Below are 20,828 nucleotides of genomic sequence, written 5' to 3'. Positions count from 1 at the left end.
AGCACAGATATCAATGGAATTTAAAGAAGATGACTCCTGTTGAATACAGAAATCATCTTCTCGCGGCTGCCTAACTTTTTTTAAAATGTCCTTTACAAAGGGTACAGATTAAGATTCAATCTGCTTTTTTTAATACTATTAAACTATTTATCATAAATTTAAATTATTTTTTTCTGTCCAATATTTTTGATTGCTAGTATCAAACGAAAACTCAATCCATCCATTTGGATCTTCACGATAAATATTTACAATCGATCCAGTAGACAATCTACCCACCTTATTTTGTTCTGGAGTAATATTTTCACTTCTAATTTTACCATTGAATGGAAATGGTATTTGATAATAATGTGCTGATGATTTTACCGTAGCTTTTGTCCCAGCTGGATACAACTTATATGGAATTGCCGATGGTAACGCATCAACATTTAATATACTTGGATTTTTTGAAAGCCTTTTTGCATACATATAGTCTTCTGCCTTAAAAGGCTTAATACGCTCCATAATATTTGCAATTTTAGGAGCCCATTCTTTATCTGTTGCATACTTAACATTCATACCCGTTAACGTTGGGCCATTATAATACATTCCTGTTTTTTCTAAGTAACGCGCACGTACATAATTTGCATTATAAGCAATACTTTCTCCATAACTTTGTAAATATTTCGCATTTCCAAATGGATCCCAATCATATGCACGTAATCCAAATAAGTTGTGTTTTCGATATGCAATTTCAGATTTTCCATAACCCGATTCCAAAATAGCATGTGCAGCTAAATATAATGCATTCACCCCATGATTATTTTGCGCTTCAATAAAGTCTTGTCCATGTCCTACTAATGGGCTATCAGGATGGTATCTTGCAATAAAGTTATCAATCTCTTTACCTGTAATATTGGAAGCTAATGTTAAATCTAATTCTACATATGATTTAGCAGTAATATTGTGTTTCGCATTTTCTCCTGGCTTTTTATCCATTACACGTAACATACGATTTAAAAATGCTGCTGCTTCCGCGCGGCTTGCCGTTCCTTTTGGTAAGAATTGATTTTGATCATTTCCTTTAACAATTCCTAATCCATATACACGTTGCAGCGCTTTTTTATCATAAGCTGCATCTTGATCTATAAATGGAGCTTCTTTTAATGCTCCAGTAATTCCTTTGCTTTGCAAAGCACGATCTACCATAATGACTACTTCTTCACGCGTAATCGTATCGTTTGGTGCAAATATACCATTGCCTCGACCATGAATGATACCAGCTGCCGCTGCTCGGTTTATGCCATCTACTAATGATGGATGAGCTAAACTAAGATCCTTAAAATTCGATTTCCCTTCTGGTAATTGTAAAGAACGTGTAATTAAAGCAGCAAATTCTGCACGTGTTACAAGACGCTCTGGCCAATATGAGCCCTTTCCATCTCCCGCCATAATACCTTTTTTCGCGAGCTCACGAATTTCGTGTTCATACCATTTCCCAGAAATATCGTCTTTTCGGTGAACCTCTTCTTTATTTGAGATTACAGCGGGCTTATTTTTTTCATAATAACTTTTCGCACCATTTAAAAAAGCTGGCCATGTCCCTCTTGCAATTATTTTTGCTGGACAATTTTTTCCACTCCAATGTTGATGTTTCTTTACATTATCTATTGGAATATTTAATTCCTGCATTAAATAAGCTGTCAATTTGCGAGCATTTTCTACTGCTTTCTCATAGTTTCCATCCTGATTTACAGCAATTTCAATTCCAATTGATTGTCTATTTCCAGTCCCGTTTGTTCCATCACCTGCATGCCATCCATTTTCATTTAAAGGTAAATGTTGGTAAATCTCTTTGTCATCTACTGTAAAATGCCATGATGCACCGCGACTTGTACTTCCTGTCGCTTGATTCATCAAATATTTAGCATGATTTTTTGCATCCGCACCTCTTCTTTCATTAGCAGTTTCGTGGATTGTGATATAACGAGGGTCCATAGCATAACCTGGGCGAATTTGTGGATTTCCTTTTGGAACAATCCATTCAGTAAACTTCACACCATATATATTCCCCACATTTAAGCTTGATGGCGCGTATTGAAGAGAAGCATCTTCTTTATAATTGACTGTAGACTGAATAAGAGAGGCCTTTGTTCCTTCAAATTTTGCAGATGACGAATGAATCCACTTTATCCCATTAGACGTTTGAATTTGAAACCATTCTCCAGCTTGTGTAATCGCCTCAACAGATTGAGGTTGTAAAACATCATTCTCTTTGAATGCATGAAATGGTGCTGAATATACAGATGTTACTTCTTTAATTTGTATTTTTTTTGTATCTTTCGGTAAAGAATATACTTCTCGTTCTTCAAGAACATTCTCTTTATTTTGTACCCAACCTTTTACAGAATCAGTTTCAATATAATACCAGTTTTCTTTTTTCTTAGTTGCTTTTACTACCTGTTGAGATACTTGATGTATAATTGGAGTATTTAAATCATAAGAAGAATATATAGGCATTTCTTTTGGAATATATACAAGAAAATCGCCTTGTATTTCACCATTTTCTCCTATTTTTTCACCTTTTCCATCTTCATCTTTCATATGTTCTTCTATACTTTTCAGCACCTGTATATCATAAGATATTGCTTCATCTAATTGTTTTACAGAGGAAGCTGAAGCTGCAAATGCAGGTGTTGCGGTCATTCCTCCCTGAAGTACCACTGTCATCGCTAAAACATTTAAAATCTTCTTTTTTATCATCATTGTTACACGAAATATCCTATTTATTTCGTGTTTGATACCTCCTTCTCCTAAGCAACATGCTATTTATTTATGAAACAAGCAATTATATAGTCGTATATCTTTCTTATAAAATGAAACTTTAATCAGAGAAGGGGTTCTTTTTCTCCCTCTGATTAACAGCTCTACTTCCACCTTATCATCTTGAGGTGGAAGTCTTCCTGCTCTAAAATAGCAGGATAAACAAAAGCGATTTTTACGTTATACTGCCTTTTTCTTAGAAGAGTCTTCACTTAAAATTCCTATAACTTTACATACTAAACTATCATTGATATCGTAGTAAATTTCTACTCCTTTTCTTCTTCCATATATTAATTGATGCATTCTTAATTTTGTTAAATGTTGTGATAGTGTCGATTGTGCCATATTAAGCTCTTTATAAATTTGCTTTCCATTTTTTGAATCACCCTCCATTAATAGATTCAATATTCTTAAACGATCCGGATGTGCCATAATTTTTAACTTATCTGCAAAATCCTCTAACTTATCTGCAAAACCTCTATATTTTTCTAGATTTTTCATTATAACCATAATCCTTTCATCTTAATATATAATTAAAAAGCTCAAAACAGATTAGAATTACCATATAGATGTAAATCACACGCAGTAGCTTTAGCCTTTACAAAGCCACTAGTATTAGTACAAGTAATATACTACAATTAATTATTTTATTTTTATATAATAAAAACTCCTTTTTACAAAGGGAATTTTATTATAATTGCATTTACCCCAACGGAAAAAATCTCCCCGTTCAATATGAGAATCATCTTTTGAAAACCGTCCACTTTCTTTTTCATGTTCTTTACAAAGAATAACATCTATCATTTAGAGATGTTATTCTTCTTCATCTATATTTTTGTTACAAACCAAAAAACCCCCCCTTATAAAATTCACATAATTCTCACAAATCACACGATAAACTCTTCACAATTCAATCTATAATAAATGTATAAGTACTACTCCCTAATTGACTTAGCTTGTCTAGTTATACCCCCGTCCTGAATATACGAAAAAAGAACTTGTAGCGAGCTACAAGTTCTTTTTTCGTATATATCATTTAAAAGATGATTTTTTTACTATATTGTTTGCCAACTAATAAGTCATACTGAATCAATTTATATTGTTCTAACATTTCTTTTTGCTTATTTGTTAATTTTTTAATATGTGTTCCATCTTGATTCACTTTTAATTCGTCCCTTAAAACTGGTATTTCTTCATATAATTTAGATAAAAATTGATAAAACGCTGGTTTCTTCAACTCTGCATAATCAAATACAAGATTAGAAAAATAAACCGGACTAACTCGTCCTAAATTGTCATTTGGTAAGTTAAAGTTGGCATATAGTAATAATGGTGTTTCAGCCATTGCTAGCCGTTCCTTAACAGATGTTTCATTCTCAATATATCCAGCTTCTTTATAAAGGGATTTATTTGTTCCTAACGACGGGAGATGATCTCCAAAGAAGACTAATATGGTTGGTTTACCCAACTTATCTAACTCTTCTATTAAATATTGTAATGCTTCATCAGAACGTCGTATTCCTTCCGTATAGGTCTCTAATTCCGCTTTAGACGCATCCTCTGTTAAACCATGTATTTCCGTTCTATTTTCTCCAAATCTTCCTGGAGTAAATGGAAAATGATTTTGCATCGTTACAGCATGAATAAATGTAGGTTGTGTCCTACGCTTTAATTCCTCTATTATCTCTTTACTCATGGATATATCACTAATATAATCTCCGTCAATGTCTGTATATTTCATCGTATCTTCTGCATGAAATGTATCAAATCCTAACACATGATATACTGTATCTCGTTTAAAGAAACTCCGACCATAACTATGAATTGCTGTTGCATAATAGCCCTCTTTCTTCAAACTACTTACAATAGACGGAACTTCATTTTGATTTGTAATGGCTTGTTGATACGGTATCGATCCAGGCTTCAAAAAGCTCATCGAATAACTTGTCAATGCTTCAAATTCCGTATTCGCTGTATTTCCTCCAAATGTAGGAGAAATGGTTTGTCCTCCTGGAAAGTTCTCTATATAATGATGTAAATGAGGAATTGGATCTTCACTAAATGATAAATTCATCAATTTCGTTGGATCCCAAAAAGCCTCACTCATAATGTATATAACATTCGGCTTCGCCTCATTGTTTTGTTCCCCTATATTCTCTCCATACTTTTTCTTTATATCATTTGCAATTTGAACCATTTTCTCTTTGGAATACCCTTTTGGCTCTTCCATAATTGTTGTATCTAAATTACTTATAAAGCCTAATACAAAACCATTATTTGCATAGTTCTCATTTTGATTCCACAAAATAAATTCTACGCCCCACTTTTGAAACAGTTTGCTCATAAATGTATTCGTATAATTACTGTACACATATAAAATAAAAATAGAAGCAATGATTCCAAAAAGCCTCATGCTAATAGGTACTTTGACAGGTTCCGTATGTTTTCGAATATATAAGAGCAATAGAATACTTAATGCAATACAGATAACCCCTAATAATACATATTTCCATTCTAAAGGTTCTAATACCATTGGAATGACAGATTTTAAATGGACAATTTGCGTAAAATCAGCAGGATAAAGAGGATCACCTCTAAACAGTATTTTCAAATAATTTACAATCGCAAATATAATTAACGAACAACTTGTCAAAACGGTGCTCAAAAACAGTTTTCCAAGCAGGTGGTATACAAGAAGATATAGGACATAAACAACAATTACACTCAATACAAAATGTCCCACATGCCAATATATCCAACTAAATACATACAGTATATCAAAATGGCTTTGTATGGCTAAAAAAGCTAAACAAATTGTATGCGCTACCAAAAAAAGGTAGCCATACAGTTGAATCATCTGCATGATTCCATTTCGCTCTTTATTTCTTGTACGTATGACATATAATAGCCCAACCCATAGACCAATCGTCACCACGGTGAAAGGGAGTTTTTCATTCAAAAATTCCTTTCCTTTATCGAATTCAAAAAACTTTAAAATCATAAATAGGAATGTTACCAATAATAATGCCAACATTCCACTATGAATAGTGGAAATCAATGTATTCGTATGTTTTCTCGGTTGCTGAAGTGAAAACTTATACTTCAATGTTCTCCCTCTTTTCTTACAATTGATTTCACCCCGCATCAGTAAGAACCATTCTCTTCATAATCAAATATATTATATTTCAAGCTAGGAGCCCGTACGCTTTCTTCTATTATACACATGAAGTCTGCATTATACTCCAAAATTATAATTAGAACTTTTCATTTCACCGTTTTGTTTGCACAAATAAGTAAAGTATTTCATTTTATCCCACTATTTTAAGGCAGTAGCATCTCGATTGATGAAGACTTATAACAGGTGTGAGCTAAATTCCTCACAAGTTTTGCTTTATAAAATATTATTGTAAAATCCACACTGATGTAATTTTTACTTTATGATATAATGCAATTATGTTTTGGATAGGCTTAATGAGATTAGGACTTTATCACGAAATAAATAAAGAAAGAAACAAAAAAGGAGATGCTTATTTTTGTTAGCCAAATTTAAAAGTTTGCCTAAAGCGGTATATGTAATTTTAACGCTTTCTTTCCTTCTGCATATTTTTTGTTTAGTAAAACAACCGGGACTTGACGGAGAGTTAGTAAAAGTAACATATGGCGCGAATGATGCATTTAACTATTCGTTAACAGCCGAACAGTTATTAAAACACGGTGTATTTGGTTATGTGTATTTAGAACCAAGCGAGGTACCTGGAAAAAATGCATATATCACACCTGGTCAACCGTTATTATTAGCGGGCGCAATGATTATATCTGATGTCACACACCTTCCTTACTACTACGTAGCAACTGTTATCAATATGCTACTTAATCTTGGTACAGTGCTCTTAGTATTTTTAATCGGAAAAGAATTATTTGAGAAAAATATTTATGGAATTGTTGCAAGTATTTTATACGCAATTTATCCGAGTAACTATACATACTTCCGTACATTATTAACAGAAGTTCCTTCCATATTCTTTTTATGTTTCAGTGTATATATATTTATTCTTGCTTGGAAGTACAATAAAACAAAATTCCATATTTGGTTTGGAATCGTCGTATCTATGTTACTCATGATTCGCCCAAATCCAGCTCCTATGTTACTCATTCCGGTTCTTGTTGTCTTGTTCACATATGGAATCAAAGATTCCATTCGAATTGGGCTACTGTGGTTTATTGGACCATTCTTTATTATTGGTGCATGGGTATTTCGTAACTATTTGGCATTCCATAAATTCATTTTGTTCTCAACACAAAGCGCCGATCCATTAATTGCAGGTGCTGATCCATTCAATAAGATCGGCTACGAAAACGTTGTAAATGAAATGAAGGCAAAAGGACTCACTGATAAAGGGGAATACGCGAAAGAACTCATTAAAAATGGATTTAAAACGGATTTCACATATTGGTTCTCTTGGTTTACTGTCGGAAAAACAATCGAGTTATTTAAAACAGCTCCTGCTGTAGACCAATATCGCATTCATCATTTTATCCAACTTTGTCATAGAGTCTTTATTATCGGTACCTTCTTAAGCAGTTTCTGCTTCATGCTGAACTCATTTAAACATAAGCGGGTTATGATGTTAGTAGCAAGCTCTGTTATTTACATCATCTTCTCAAATTTATTCCTAGCAATTAATCGCTATGGATTTTTCATTAACCCGCTTATGTGTTTAATTCTTGCATATGGACTTATTTATATTGCAACAAAGCTCCCGTTTTTCAAAGTAAAACGCGCTTAATTCAAGAGGTTGTCCGAATAAAATGGACAACCTCTTGAATTTAATTACATACTTACATCTTTTCAAATTCACTTTTATGTAATGTACTCTCTAACAAACAGAGGTTATCCACAAGAATAGATTACTGCTCTCTTATCAACCGATCCTTTGAACGCGACCAATTTGTCCATCTTGTAAACACACTTTAATGCCATAAGGATGCGTTTCAGTATGAGTTAAAATATCTTTTACAACGCCACTGACACGCGTACGACGATCCTTATCCAATATAATTTCCACATGAGTTCCAATCGAAATTTGTGATCTTGTCGGTTTTCCTCCTCGTACCTGTGTAGATTGCTGCTTTTGTTTTTCTTGTTTGTGCTTTTCTTCTATACGCTGCTCTTCTTGCTTGCGTTTTTCTTCTTCTATACGTTGCTCTTCTTGCTTGCGTTTTTCTTCTTCTATACGCTGCTCTTCTTGCTTGCGTTTTTCTTCTTCTATACGCTGCTCTTCTTGCTTGCGTTTTTCTTCTTCTATACGCTGCTCTTCTTGCGCTTCCTTCTTTTCAGAACCATGGACACCCTGGCATGCAGTTAACACAATTACAAAGAAACTCATAAGCAATAGTAAAAATAATTTCTTTTCCATTAAGATCCTCCTATCTATAAAAAAATAACGAACTTGTTTAGAATAACAAATATACGAATATGATTTTGTCGTTTTTTGTCGAAAAAATCCCTAACATTTCATTCTACGCTCTATATACATTTGCCCACCTCATTTTTTTCATCACAAAGCGAATAAAAAAATTCCTCCTATATCACTCACATCTAGGCACTTACCTACATATCATGACAGTAGATTGATTTCTAGGAGGTGTTTTTTTATTGAAAAAATTGTTAGCGGTTTTCTGTATATTTGTCCTTACTGTTGTAACGCTTGTCGCCTGCAGTAAAACGGAAAATACGAACCAACAAACGCACAAAATTAGAATTGGCGAAGTAACACATTCTCTTTTTTATACACCGTTATATGTCGGTATGGAAAAAGGTTTTTTTAAAGAGGAAGGGCTAGATATTGATTTACAAACAACAGCAGGTGGCGATAAAACGATGACCGCCTTATTATCTGGCGGAATTGATATTGCACTTGTCGGGTCTGAAACATCCATTTATGTTCACCAGCAAGGAGCTAAAGATCCGATTATTAACTTTGCTCAGCTTACACAAACTGATGGGACTTTTTTAGTATCACGTAAAAAGTTAGATTCTTTTAATTGGAATGATGTAAAAGGTGTCACTTTCCTAGGGCAACGGAAAGGCGGTATGCCACAAATGGTCGGAGAATACGTTTTAAAGAAGAACGGCATCGATCCGCATAAAGACACGAATCTTATTCAAAATATTGAGTTTGCAAATATCGCAAATGCTTTTGCATCTGGTACAGGGGAATTTGTTCAACTTTTTGAACCAACAGCAAGCATTTTTGAAAAAGAAGGAAAAGGATATATCGTCGCTTCTTTTGGAGCTGAATCAGGAACTGTTCCTTACACAACATTTATGGCAAAGCAAAGCTTTTTGAAGAAAGAGAAAGCCGCAGCCGAAAAGTTTACACGTGCCTTATATAAAGCGCAACAATGGGTTGATACACATACACCTGAAGAAATAGCCGATGTTGTTACTCCTCTTTTTCAAGACACTTCAAAAGATATTACCGTAAAAGTCATTGAGCGCTATAAAAAACAACATTCTTATGCAACGGATCCTTTATTAGATGAAAAAGAATGGGTACAGCTACAAGCAATCATGAAAGAAGCTGGCGAATTACAAAAAGAAGTTCCACATCAAGCGCTTGTGAATACAAATATTGCTAAGAGCGTTATTAAGAAATAGAGGCGAATTCAATGAGTTTCTTACAAATATCTAATGTTTCTCACTGTTTTTTTGCCAAAGATCATGCAAAGCTTGTTCTGGAATGTATGAACTTACACGTAAAAGAAGGAGAATTTATTTCCATTCTTGGACCAAGTGGCTGTGGAAAGACAACTCTTCTATCCATTATTGCTGGCCTTTTAAAGCCAACTGACGGCCTCGTCTTTTTAGAAGGAGAACCTGTGACAAAATCAACAGATTCCATGGGTTACATGCTCCAGCAAGACTATTTATTCCCATGGAAAACGATTGAAGAAAATATTATGCTTGGTTTGCGTATTACAAACACCTATAAAGAGGAGACAAAAAAGCATGCATTGCAACTTTTAAAGCAAGTTGGATTAGATGGAGTCGAAAAACAGTCCCCAAGTGAGCTATCAGGCGGCATGCGCCAACGTGCTGCGCTCGTTCGAACGCTCGCAACAAATCCGAAAATTCTTTTGCTAGATGAACCATTTTCCGCACTTGATTATCAAACAAAATTAAAACTAGAAGAACTTGTTTTTTCTTTACTCCCAACGTATAAGAAGACATCCCTTCTCGTTACACATGATATTGAAGAAGCTATTGCGATGAGCGATAAAATTTATTTACTTCAAGCAAAGCCTGGCAAAGTTGCAAGAACCTTTCATATTCCCAAAAACATTCGTTCTTTATCACCATTAGAAGCAAGACGTCATCCCGATTTCCCAGCCCTTTTTCAAGATATATGGAAGGAGCTGGAACGCCTTGGATAATATAAAACAACTACATGAACAGTTTCGAAAAAAAGAACGAACACGCACATGGATTACTCACATTTTACAGCTATGTATTTTAAGTCTTTTCTTTGTCTTATGGGAAATTGCTAGTAACCAAGAGTGGATTGACCCTTTACTATTTAGTTCCCCTTCAAATATTTGGGAGTTATTTCTGAATAAATGGATCGATGGCTCTCTTTGGGCCCATATTTGGACGACACTTCTTGAAACAGGCGTTGGCTTTATTCTCGGCACTGTACTCGGTACCATTATTGCGACGATTCTTTGGTGGATTCCTCTTGTAGCCCGTGTCCTTGACCCATACCTTGTCGTCCTAAATGCAATGCCCAAAGTAGCACTTGGTCCAATTATCATCGTTATTTTTGGTCCAAATATTACGTCTTCTATTGCGATGGGAGTCATTATTTCCATCATTATTACTATTCTCGTTATTTATAGTGCCTTTCAAGAAGTCGATGCAAATTATATAAAAGTAATGCATACATTTGGCGCAAATAAATGGCAAACATATCAACAAGTGATTTTACCCGCTTCTTTCCCAACTATTATTTCAACACTAAAAGTAAATGTTGGATTATCATGGGTTGGGGTTATTTTTGGAGAACTTCTCGTTTCAAAACAAGGTCTAGGATATTTAATTAGCTACGGTTTTCAAGTCTTTAACTTTACACTCATACTGCTTAGCGTATTATTAACATGCGTTCTTGCTACTCTCATGTATGTGTTTGTAGAAGGCTTCGAAAAATTAATAATTGGAAAACGTAAAAGAAGCTGATCCCAAACTATATGATGGGCTCAGCTTCTTTCTACATATATCATTTATTTTGAATCGCATACTTTTGTATCCTTCACCACCATATTTCCTTCAACTGTAACCGTATGAAAACAATCTTTCACACGTACTTTTACAACGTTATATTGTCGATCAATCATACGATACTCACTAAAATGTTTATTTAATGCTGTACGAATTTGTTCACCTTCAAAAATCGGAATACTATGAGACATTACCCAAATGAGACCAGCAATTGCAAGAACCGTTTTCATCCGCTCTACTACCTCCTTGAGAATAATATATTATCTCTATAGTATGTATATTTAAAATGTGTCAATTTTGTGTCAATTTTGTGTCAATTTTATATTTATTCGACCGTAAACCTTTTATTCCTTTTTCCTCATAAAAAAAAGCAACCACTATTTTGGCTGCTTGGATCACTTACGCTTCTTTTACTCCCTTCGAAATTTCATATAGTCCAGATAATACTTCTGCTCTCATTTTCACAAGTTCAGGGAATTGATAGAAGAATGCAATTTTTTGATACTTCAGTTCTGTTCCTTCTTTCACCTTCTTTGAATCTTGTAAAATGAATGCTGTAAATGTATCTGCTATATCCTCAGCGACATTCGTCGTTCCGTATTCTGAAACAAATTGATCATGTTTCTCTTCAAAAAATGTAATTCGTGCTTCTTCATTTGTCTCAATCTGCTTCTCTTTCCATTCTCGTTCAATCGGTTTCCAAAACGAATCATAAAATGTATGAATATACGAACCTTTCTTCACACATCCTTCTTGTAAGAAAAGAGTTTTGCATTTGTTTTGATAGGATGAAATATCTTTACCTTCTTCAAATGACTTTATATACTTTTCATTCACTGGGATTTGTCTATCATTAAGTGTCAATACATGGGCTGTCTCATGAATTAATGTTTTCATTACTTCGTCTATATTGACGCCTGAATCAAGTGTATCTAAACTTAACACCCAATCTTTCGGATCGTCCATACTAGGAGCAACGTGAGCAACAATCCCTTCATATCCATCTGTCACAATATCAAACTCTACAATGTTCTTTCGATATTTAGAAGGAATTAATGTACGATACATATCCCACAGCATTTCATGATAATCGCTATCTTCATGTTGTTCCATAATCTCATTCTTTGCTTCCTGATCATCAGCAAATGCTTTATTGAAACGCTTTTTATCTAGTTTTTCAAAATATGGATCGATAATTTCCTCTTCATCTATGTAATAAGATGCTAAAAAGAAATAGTTTTCATCATCTTGCTTCTTTTCAGTTCCCCTCATGCTATCTAACTGTACATCTTTCTTTTCTATTTCTTTCGATTCCTTTACATAGTCTGTTGGCTCTTCCAATTGAGATAGACTTTCCATCTTTTTGTATACTTTCTCAACCATCCGATCTCCAATTCTCGTACATTCTTCTTCTGTATGACATATTTCTTTCGTTTCGGCAACCTCTACTTCTTTACTGCATCCCGCTATCAGTAGTCCCATTGCTATAATAAAGCCTACAAACTTACTATAAAACTTCCCCATAAAAACCTCCATCATTCGATTCTACAAAAATATCATACGCATTCTTTCTAAAATATGCGATACTTATTTTTAAAGAAAGAGAGATTTATTTTGAGGTGAGTTTGAACAATCCCGTATGATAAAAGAACTCGGCCACTTTACTTTATAAAACAGCCGAGTTCTTCTATATGCTTCATCGTACGCGCTAATACATCATCGCGCATAATAAAACTAAATTTTCTATCATGTTTAATGTTATCAGGAATTTCTTTTAATAACACAGATCCTTTTGTTTCTTCATAATGCGTATGTTCTTCCACCGCACTAATGGTTGCGAAATAAATATTTTTAATAATAATTTTATCTTTTCCTGACACTTTGTATTGCCCTAAGTAAGTTAAATCAGAAACAATCCCGCCGGTTTCTTCATGAACTTCCCTAACTGCCGCTTCTTCCGGTGTCTCTCCCATTTCTACTTTTCCACCTGGAAATTCAAGACCACGGCGCAAATGATGCGTTAATAACCATTGATCCCTGTACCGGCATACAACCCAAACATGCTTTGGCTCAGGAGAAAATGGATAACGTTCAAACGATAATTGTACAGTGTTGTGGTAATAATCTTTAAATGTGTACATGCCATTACTCCCCTATTGATGGTTACAAGTTTTTCCTACCACAAATTGTAGCATATTCTCGCTTTCCTGCATAATGTTATCCAACTATAATCCATTGATTATTCCCATTTGTGCGACTAATTCTTTCGTTTCATGACTCCCTAAATCATAAATCATCTTATATGCCTTTTGTAGTTCTGCATCATATCGATCATTATTCGAGTCATGATGATACTCAACGAACGGGACATGAGAACGTACAAATGATCCAAGGTCTTCTCGATACGCTTGGTCAAAGTATTCTCGGAGCTGGATAATTTCCTCATCCGTTGCTCGAATTTCAAAGCTATATGTATCCGCTGTTTTCACTTGCGAAATTTGTCCATTTCCAACTGATATATAGTATGTTTTTCTATTCTCCATATAGCGCCCTTCTTTCTCTCTTTTTATTTTCTATTGTTTTCAACAATTACAAAATTATGTAAAAGCACTCTTTGTTTCATAATAAAATAAAGAAAAGAAGGGATATGAGGAACCTCGTATACTAAAGAAAGAAGCTGCCTTTCACAGGCAGCTTCCTTTCATTTTAACCAAATACTTTTTCAAGATCGTCTTTATCTTGGCTTAACCAGAAATTCATCAAGCGTTTTGCTCCTTCTAAATCATGAAGTTTCGCTTGCCCACATTGCGTTTCATTGGCAGCTGGGATTTCTGTTATTTGAACTGCATCTTTTAACGTTAGTTCTAATAAATCAATGATTTCACGAACTGTCGGTGTACCACTTACAACAAGATAATATCCTGTTTGGCAACCCATTGGTGAAATGTCGATAATATCAAAATGTGGATAACGATCGATATATTTACGTAAGTTAAACGCTAATAGATGTTCTAACGTATGAATCACATCTGGTTTCATCGCTTGTTTATTTGGTTGGCAAAAACGGATATCAAACTTATTTACAATACCGTCGCTACCTACTTGATGAACACCACAATGTCTTACATAAGGAGCCTTTACAATTGTATGATCTAATTCAAAGCTTTCTACTGATGGCATAAATCATCTCTCCCGCTTTTATTTTTAATTCCGTTATATCCAATATGATATAACGGAAATCCGAATTAGTAAAGTATTAAGTATGGTCCGTGCTATAATACTAGAAGAATATGCTGAAAAGGAGACCGTTATGAAACAGATTTTTATTGGTATTATACGTTTTTATCAAAAATTCATCTCGCCGATGACACCACCTACATGCCGCTTTTATCCGACTTGCTCTCATTATGGTTTAGAGGCATTTCAAACACACGGTGCTCTCAAAGGTTTTTGGCTCACACTAAAGCGTATATTAAAATGTCACCCTTTTCATCCCGGAGGATTTGATCCCGTCCCAGACAAAAAGGATGACAAATGAAATTTTTAAGCTTCATAGCCGTTCACAACTAAATCTAATTTCCCCGTGTCAGGGTGAATAACAAGACCATGGACAGGTACTTCTGTTGGAAGTAACGGATGATTACGAAGAACTGATACGCTATGTTCTACACTTTCTTCTACACTTGAGAAACCTTGTAAGAATTTTTCTAAATCAATTCCAGAATAACGAAGTGCATCTAATCTCTCTTCTGATACACCGCGCTCTTTCATTTTTTCAATTGTACTGCTTGCTTGAATTTTTGCCATACCACAATCATGATGACCAATAATACATACTTCGTCAGCACCAAGTTCATATACAGCAACTAAAATACTACGCATAATACTTCCAAATGGATGAGAAATAACAGCCCCTGCTACTTTAATAATTTTCACATCACCATTTCGCATATTCATTGCTTTTGGTAATAATTCAACAAGACGAGTATCCATGCAAGAGACAATGACCATTTTTTTATTTGGAAACTTCCCTGCCTCATACTCCTCATATTTTTTCTCTTCTACAAATTTTTCATTGTACCTCAAAATCTCTTCTAATGACTTCATAGTAAAAAGCCCCTCTTTTCTCTCATTTAAACTACATATTTAGTTTACCAAAATCTAAAAAACACAAAAAGAATATCGTCTTATATTAAAAATAAGATTTTTTCAGATAATCGACATAATTCTTTCAAAATATACACACAGCTTTGTAACAACTCTTCCCTATTTTTCTCATGTTTTCACTATAAACTAAATGTAGATAATGTTTAAAAAGGAGTGAACTCTTATTATGTCCGACGTTTTGTTACTGAGTCGTTTTCAATTTGCAATTACAGTCTTTTATCATTTCTTATTTGTACCATTGACAATCGGACTTGTTATTTTAGTAGCGTGTATGGAAACACAGTATGCACGTACATTAAACCCAACATATCGTAAAATGGCAAATTTCTGGGGTAAGCTATTTACGATAAATTTCGTAATGGGGATTATAACTGGGATTACAATGGAATTCCAATTTGGAACAAACTGGTCCGAGTATTCTAAGTACATGGGCGACATATTTGGATCACCACTTGCAATTGAAGCACTTGTTGCTTTCTTCTTAGAATCTACTTTTATGGGAATTTGGTTATTTGGTAAAGATAAAATATCACCAAAATTCCGTGCTTTCTGTATGTGGATGGTTGCACTTGGAACAAATATTTCTGCACTTTGGATTATCACAGCAAACGGTTTTATGCAAAACCCTGTTGGTTATGTAGTACGCAATGGTCGTGCTGAATTAGATAATTTCTGGGCTCTCGTTACAAATCCATATGCATGGCATATGTTCTTCCATACAGTTGTTGGTTGTTATATCGTTGGTTCTTTCTTTGTTATGGCAATTAGCGCATATCATTTATTACGTAAAAACGATGTAGACTTCTTTAAAAAATCATTTAAATTTGGACTTATTTTAGGTTTATTTGCAGCAACTGCAACACCTTTCATCGGTCATCAATCCGGTGTTTATGCGGCAAAAATGCAACCTGCAAAAGGTGCAGCAATGGAAGCGGTTTGGGAGACTGGAAAAGGACAAGGATTCTCTATCATTCAAATTCCTGATGTAGAAAATGAAAAGAATTTTGAATTATTCACAATCCCAAAACTTGGAAGCTTCTTCTATACAAATTCATTTGATGGGGAAATTGTTGGCCTGAAAGATATTCCAAAAGAAGATCGTCCTAACGTAAACCTTGTTTACTATAGCTTCCGCTTAATGGTTGCACTTGGCATATTCTTCATGGCATTAACTTGGTTTGGTTTCTATTTAAACCGAAAAGGAAAATTAGAAAACTCAAAACGATTCTTAAAGATTACAATGTGGTCTGTTTTACTTCCATATGTTGCAATTAATGCTGGATGGATTGTTGCCGAAGCAGGCCGTCAACCGTGGACAGTATATAAATTAATGCGAACAGCCGAAGCTGTTTCTCCAATTTCTGTACCACAAATTTGGTTCTCACTTCTTAGCTTAGTTTTATTCTATACATTACTTTTAATTGCCGATGTATACTTGATGTTGAAATTTGCTAAGAAAGGGCCAGCTGCGTTAGAAGAACCTGTTACTAAGGGAGGTGCAGCTCATGTCTCATGATATGCTTGCAGTGATTTGGTTCGGTTTATGGGGCGTGATTTGGACTGTTTACTTTATTCTCGATGGCTATGCACTTGGAAACGGCATGATCTTCCCTTTCGTTACAAAAGATCGAAAAGAACGCAACCAAATGCAAGAAGCAATCGGCCCTTTCTGGGGTGGCAATGAAGTTTGGTTAATTACAGCCGGGGGAGCTACTTTCGCTGCCTTTCCAATCACTTATGCAAATATGTTTAGCTACTTATATACACCGTTATTTTTAGTATTACTTGCTCTTTTCGCTCGTGCAGCAGGGCTTGAATTTATGCATAAAGATGATTCACCAGTTTGGCAAAGCGCTTGTAAATGGGCTTTTACCATCGGTAGTTTTCTTATCGCTTTCTTATTCGGTGTTACATTCGCTAACCTATACTATGGATTACAAATTGGTAAGGATGGTTATGAAGGAACATTATTTACTTTACTAAATCATTATGGTATTTTAGGCGGTCTTTTCTTCACAGCAATCTTCGTTGTCTCTGGATCGCTTTGGGTTATGATTAAAACGTCTGGAGAAGTAGCAGATCGCGCTTATAAAATTGCAAAACCATTTTCAATGACAGCAGCTATCTTACTAGCAATCTTCTATGTAGCAACTGCAAATCGGACAAACTTATTCCAAAACTTCACAGAATATCCCGTACTATTCATTGTCCCAGCTCTTGCTATGATATTAAGCATTATAACAATCGCTATGGTATACAAACATAAAATTGGTTTTGCCTTTACAACGGTTTGCTTAACAATTGCGATGTTTATGGCAACTGGCTTTATTGGCATGTTCCCGCGCATGTTACCATCGCGCATTAATGACGCATACAGCACAACGCTATATAAAGCAGCTGGCAGTGAATTAAACTTAAAAATTATGTTCTTCGTCGCTTTAATCATGGTACCAATTGTTATTGGATATCAACTTTGGAGCTATAGTATCTTTAAAGAAAAAATCCATAAAGACTCTGCCAAAGGATATCACTAAAATATGAAAAAGACACTCTAAAAAGAGTGTCTTTTTCTGCCTACACGTATGATTTTCGATTAGAAGTTATGTGTTAAAACCTAACAACTATGACAAAGAAAATTACCAACAGCTTTCATTATGATTATATCATACACAATCCTTATCAATTCTATGCAATTTTACATATTTAGATTACAAAAATAAACCGAATTCCTTAAACAGTGCAGTACGGGTTCTATTATTTTCCTGCTTTCTTTCGTTCACAAGCAATGCCATCACCATCTCGGTCTAAATGCTTGCCGTAATACGGGCTCTCTTTCGTAATATCATAAATACCAGCAGCGTTTGCTTCTTTACAGTTCGCAAAGCGGTTCGGCTTTGTTTCTGGTTTCACGACTGGATTTGCAACTGGTCTTTTTTCAAAGGGTAATGTCGCATTATATAAGAACTGCACATATTGTTCACGACTTACATGCATTTTTGGTGCATACATACCATTGCCTGTTCCATTAGTAATACGATTGGACTGCACAGCACTAATCGCATCATTTGCCCATGATTTTCTATCTACGTCTGAAAAAGTATGCTCTGACCTTACGTCTAATTGAAACGCCCTTGTTAAAATTTGCGCCATTTCTTCACGAGTTAGCGAGTCTTTGGGCCTAAACATTCCTTTTTCGTCTCCTGCAAAAATACCCATTTCTGTTAAAGCTAAAATTTCTTTTTTAAATATAGTTGAATGATTGCTCACATCTTTATAAGGGTTATGATAATATTCTTTTTCCGCTGGTTTGAAATGACGGAACATAAGAGCTGCAACTTGTTCACGCGTTACCTCATCTCCCAATCCAAAATTTCCATCTCCATATCCAAAAACAATATTTTTATTTGCTAATTCGATAATCGCTTTGTACGCCCAGTGATGATTCGGAAGATCTGAAAAAGTAATTTGTGCCTGTGCATTTCCAATAGATGTGAATGTCGTTGCGGCAACAATTGCACCTGTCATCAATATTTTTTTGAAGTTCATTTCTACGTCTCCTTTACTAAAAAGCACTATTATATCCCTTTAACATAATAATAAATTATACATATGTTATTTGTCATATGTTGTCGAAAAAAACAAAAGAGGAATCATATGATCCCTCTTTTGTTAAGGCATAAATGACAAGTATGGAGACAGCTAACTTTTTCAAAAGTTTGTTAGGGGTAGTAATTTGAAAAAGAAAGTCTTTTCAAATTCAATGTAACATTAATGGAAGATATAGTAAATTGATAATATTTATACGGAAGATTGCTAATGTTTAGTATAAATATTTATTCCTATTATTATAGTGAAAAATGAATAGCATCCTTAATCTAAAATTGAAAAAAGCACCTCTTATCGAGATGCTCTATTCTCTATTTGTCCCCCTTCCTATTAACCCAGAATGAGTTGGCACGGAATCTAATAAATAGCCTATCAGGAACAATTCTGCCTTATAGCACTTCTACAAATCCAAGTTTTTTCTCTTCATCCTCCACTGATTATGAGCTCCCATCTATCTTCCTTGCTTCTCTTTGGATCTTGAGGTGGGAGTCTTACTGCCCTAAAATAGTGAGATAAGCAATATCATTTCCGCGATATAAATAGAAAAGACACTCCGTAGAGTGTCCAAAACCATTTTACTTTTAATATATCGCTTTGAATACATTGTATCATATTATTCCATACTATTTATTGAGAAAATTCTAAATCCTCTTTTTTCTAAGAACTATCTTTTTCATCATGTAATATAATCTTTGTGATAAAGCGAAGCTTTAATCAGTAGTGGGACTTTCTTCATCAGCACTGATTATGGCTCCTCTTTAATGAGGTTGCCATGAAATATCGGATCAATTAACACAAAGATTATAAAAATGAGGTGTATATTACTTGATTATTTTTGGGATGATTCCTCTTATTTTATTCATTATTTTTCTTTATTCTTATTTAAAAGATCCAAGAAAAATAATAAACGGCTTTTTATTTAATACTTTTTTCTGTTCATTTCTCGTTTTTTGTCTTATTGTCGCTTTTCAATTTGATAATGAAAACATACATTGGATTCTTGTAATACCTTTTTTAGCTTTTATACTGATGTTACCTTTCGGCATAATTGCATTAGTAATAGGACTATTTCTTAATGCAAAAACATTAATGAAAAAAGAAGGACGACGCTTTTCTAATTGTTTAACACTCTTTTTAGGTATATTCATTTTACTATGGATACTACTGGCTATTTTTGACCCGGCAAGCTTGTTTTCTTCTCATTTTCAACCTATATTCGGCGCAATTTCGCTCATTATTTTGTACTTTTTTATACATGTTCTAAATTTCTTCACTGCCTATCTTCTTTATCAATTTAATAGGCCAAAATACAATCAAGATTTCATTATCGTTCTCGGCAGTGGGTTAATTCGTGATAAAGTTCCACCACTACTAGCAAGCCGTATTCATAAAGCAATTGATTTCTATCATAAGCAAGCTGCAGTTGCTTCACCACCTACAATTATTTTCTCCGGTGGACAAGGACCTGATGAAAACCTTCCTGAAGCTGAAGCAATGCAAAAATATGCTGTGGAACAAGGAATTCCGATTGAACATACAGTGCAAGAAAACCGATCAGTTAATACGTACCAAAACATGCTGTTCTCAAAGCAAATTATGGATTCATTAAAACCAGACGGAAATTACAACAGCATCTTTGCAACAAATAACTTCCACCTATTTCGCGCTGGTTTATATGCCAAACAAGCTGGTCTAAATAGCCAAGGAATTGGTTCAAAAACGGCTTTTTATTATTGGCCAAACGCATTGATTCGTGAATATATCGCAATTGTTGTCATGGGGAAAAAGCGCCATATAAAAGTTGTAGGGGTTATTTTAGGATTTGCGATATTCTTGACTGTTCTAAGTTTTATATTTCATTAATATACAGCCAAGACTATTCTTAAAAGCAGAAGAATAGCCTTGGCTTCCTTATTGCTTGTAATCCTATGAAATGCTCGATAATTAATTACACGCAAAAAAGGCCCAAGAAATTGAT

General features: G+C 34.5%; 19 protein-coding genes and 1 pseudogene. 8 read left to right on the top strand and 12 right to left on the bottom strand.

Translation table 11 applies throughout. The annotated features are described in order from the left end of the window. Positions 1-150 precede the first annotated feature (150 nt). The 4 genes and pseudogenes from MR059_RS22360 to MR059_RS18810 all read right to left on the bottom strand — a co-directional run bounded on the left by MR059_RS22360 (position 151) and on the right by MR059_RS18810 (position 5,905). Positions 151-1,593 (bottom strand): S-layer homology domain-containing protein, encoded by a 1,443-nt coding sequence (locus MR059_RS22360; protein ID WP_373367241.1) that lies wholly within the window; start codon positions 1,591-1,593, stop codon positions 151-153. A 15-nt stretch (positions 1,594-1,608) separates the two neighbouring features. Beyond that, positions 1,609-1,974: pseudogene (locus MR059_RS22355) on the bottom strand (peptidoglycan recognition protein family protein); the annotation flags it as partial. Positions 1,975-2,979: 1,005 nt separating this feature from the next. After that, on the bottom strand, positions 2,980-3,300 hold the full coding sequence (locus tag MR059_RS18815; protein WP_012095908.1) for an ArsR/SmtB family transcription factor: 321 nt from the start codon (positions 3,298-3,300) through the stop codon (positions 2,980-2,982). 535 nt (positions 3,301-3,835) lie between these two features. Then, positions 3,836-5,905: an LTA synthase family protein gene (locus MR059_RS18810; RefSeq protein ID WP_012095909.1), complete on the bottom strand. Its 2,070-nt coding sequence runs from the start codon at positions 5,903-5,905 to the stop codon at positions 3,836-3,838. Positions 5,906-6,332: 427 nt separating this feature from the next. Here MR059_RS18810 and MR059_RS18805 point away from each other — a divergent pair, with 427 nt between their 5' ends. After that, the gene (locus MR059_RS18805) at positions 6,333-7,586 is read left to right on the top strand and encodes an ArnT family glycosyltransferase (RefSeq protein WP_012095910.1); all 1,254 of its coding nucleotides are present in this window, start codon (positions 6,333-6,335) and stop codon (positions 7,584-7,586) included. Between the two features lie 135 nt (positions 7,587-7,721). Here the strand turns inward: MR059_RS18805 and MR059_RS18800 are convergent, their stop codons facing one another. Continuing rightward, positions 7,722-8,216, bottom strand: coding sequence for a YwbE family protein (locus MR059_RS18800; RefSeq protein ID WP_242161937.1), 495 nt, complete (start codon positions 8,214-8,216; stop codon positions 7,722-7,724). A gap of 239 nt (positions 8,217-8,455) precedes the next feature. On the opposite strand from MR059_RS18800, the gene MR059_RS18795 reads away from it, so the two are divergent. The 3 genes from MR059_RS18795 to MR059_RS18785 are packed head-to-tail and all read left to right on the top strand — an operon-like array spanning position 8,456 to position 11,035. After that, the gene (locus MR059_RS18795; protein WP_012095912.1) at positions 8,456-9,460 is read left to right on the top strand and encodes an ABC transporter substrate-binding protein; all 1,005 of its coding nucleotides are present in this window, start codon (positions 8,456-8,458) and stop codon (positions 9,458-9,460) included. Positions 9,461-9,471: 11 nt separating this feature from the next. Beyond that, positions 9,472-10,236: an ABC transporter ATP-binding protein gene (locus MR059_RS18790; protein ID WP_012095913.1), complete on the top strand. Its 765-nt coding sequence runs from the start codon at positions 9,472-9,474 to the stop codon at positions 10,234-10,236. Then, the gene (locus tag MR059_RS18785) at positions 10,229-11,035 is read left to right on the top strand and encodes an ABC transporter permease (protein WP_012095914.1); all 807 of its coding nucleotides are present in this window, start codon (positions 10,229-10,231) and stop codon (positions 11,033-11,035) included. The genes MR059_RS18790 and MR059_RS18785 overlap by 8 nt, the downstream gene beginning before the upstream one ends. A 44-nt stretch (positions 11,036-11,079) precedes the next feature. Here MR059_RS18785 and MR059_RS18780 read toward each other — a convergent pair whose 3' ends face one another. The 5 genes from MR059_RS18780 to luxS all read right to left on the bottom strand — a co-directional run bounded on the left by MR059_RS18780 (position 11,080) and on the right by luxS (position 14,257). Then, positions 11,080-11,307: a hypothetical protein gene (locus MR059_RS18780; RefSeq protein WP_012095915.1), complete on the bottom strand. Its 228-nt coding sequence runs from the start codon at positions 11,305-11,307 to the stop codon at positions 11,080-11,082. Between the two features lie 169 nt (positions 11,308-11,476). After that, complete coding sequence (locus MR059_RS18775; protein WP_012095916.1) at positions 11,477-12,601, bottom strand: hypothetical protein; 1,125 nt, start codon at positions 12,599-12,601, stop codon at positions 11,477-11,479. A 137-nt stretch (positions 12,602-12,738) separates the two neighbouring features. Then, positions 12,739-13,218, bottom strand: a complete 480-nt coding sequence (gene mutTA / locus MR059_RS18770; protein WP_012095917.1) for an antimutator 8-oxo-(dGTP/GTP)ase — start codon at positions 13,216-13,218, stop codon at positions 12,739-12,741. Between the two features lie 84 nt (positions 13,219-13,302). Then, positions 13,303-13,620: an HAD family hydrolase gene (locus MR059_RS18765; RefSeq protein WP_012095918.1), complete on the bottom strand. Its 318-nt coding sequence runs from the start codon at positions 13,618-13,620 to the stop codon at positions 13,303-13,305. Between the two features lie 163 nt (positions 13,621-13,783). After that, positions 13,784-14,257 (bottom strand): S-ribosylhomocysteine lyase LuxS, encoded by a 474-nt coding sequence (gene luxS, locus MR059_RS18760; protein WP_012095919.1) that lies wholly within the window; start codon positions 14,255-14,257, stop codon positions 13,784-13,786. 130 nt (positions 14,258-14,387) lie between these two features. On the opposite strand from luxS, the gene yidD reads away from it, so the two are divergent. Then, entirely contained in the window at positions 14,388-14,615 is a 228-nt protein-coding gene (gene yidD / locus MR059_RS18755) for a membrane protein insertion efficiency factor YidD (RefSeq protein ID WP_012095920.1), read from the top strand. A 5-nt stretch (positions 14,616-14,620) separates the two neighbouring features. Here yidD and MR059_RS18750 read toward each other — a convergent pair whose 3' ends face one another. Further along, on the bottom strand, positions 14,621-15,184 hold the full coding sequence (locus MR059_RS18750; RefSeq protein WP_012095921.1) for a beta-class carbonic anhydrase: 564 nt from the start codon (positions 15,182-15,184) through the stop codon (positions 14,621-14,623). 226 nt (positions 15,185-15,410) lie between these two features. On the opposite strand from MR059_RS18750, the gene MR059_RS18745 reads away from it, so the two are divergent. Both MR059_RS18745 and cydB read left to right on the top strand, forming a co-directional pair. After that, the gene (locus MR059_RS18745; RefSeq protein ID WP_012095922.1) at positions 15,411-16,760 is read left to right on the top strand and encodes a cytochrome ubiquinol oxidase subunit I; all 1,350 of its coding nucleotides are present in this window, start codon (positions 15,411-15,413) and stop codon (positions 16,758-16,760) included. Beyond that, a complete protein-coding gene (gene cydB / locus MR059_RS18740; RefSeq protein WP_012095923.1) occupies positions 16,750-17,778 on the top strand; it encodes a cytochrome d ubiquinol oxidase subunit II in 1,029 nt (342 codons plus the stop codon). Before MR059_RS18745 ends, cydB begins: the two co-directional genes overlap by 11 nt. 220 nt (positions 17,779-17,998) lie before the next feature. Here cydB and MR059_RS18735 read toward each other — a convergent pair whose 3' ends face one another. Further along, positions 17,999-18,790 (bottom strand): S-layer homology domain-containing protein, encoded by a 792-nt coding sequence (locus MR059_RS18735; RefSeq protein ID WP_041810087.1) that lies wholly within the window; start codon positions 18,788-18,790, stop codon positions 17,999-18,001. Between the two features lie 885 nt (positions 18,791-19,675). Between MR059_RS18735 and MR059_RS18730 the strand changes: the two genes are divergently transcribed. Further along, positions 19,676-20,713 (top strand): YdcF family protein, encoded by a 1,038-nt coding sequence (locus MR059_RS18730; protein WP_048721643.1) that lies wholly within the window; start codon positions 19,676-19,678, stop codon positions 20,711-20,713. The last annotated feature ends 115 nt before the right edge of the window (positions 20,714-20,828 follow it).

Source organism: Bacillus cereus group sp. BfR-BA-01522, from assembly GCF_022662635.1.
Lineage (GTDB): Bacteria > Bacillota > Bacilli > Bacillales > Bacillaceae_G > Bacillus_A > Bacillus_A cytotoxicus.
This window is presented reverse-complemented; position numbering and strand designations above follow the sequence as displayed.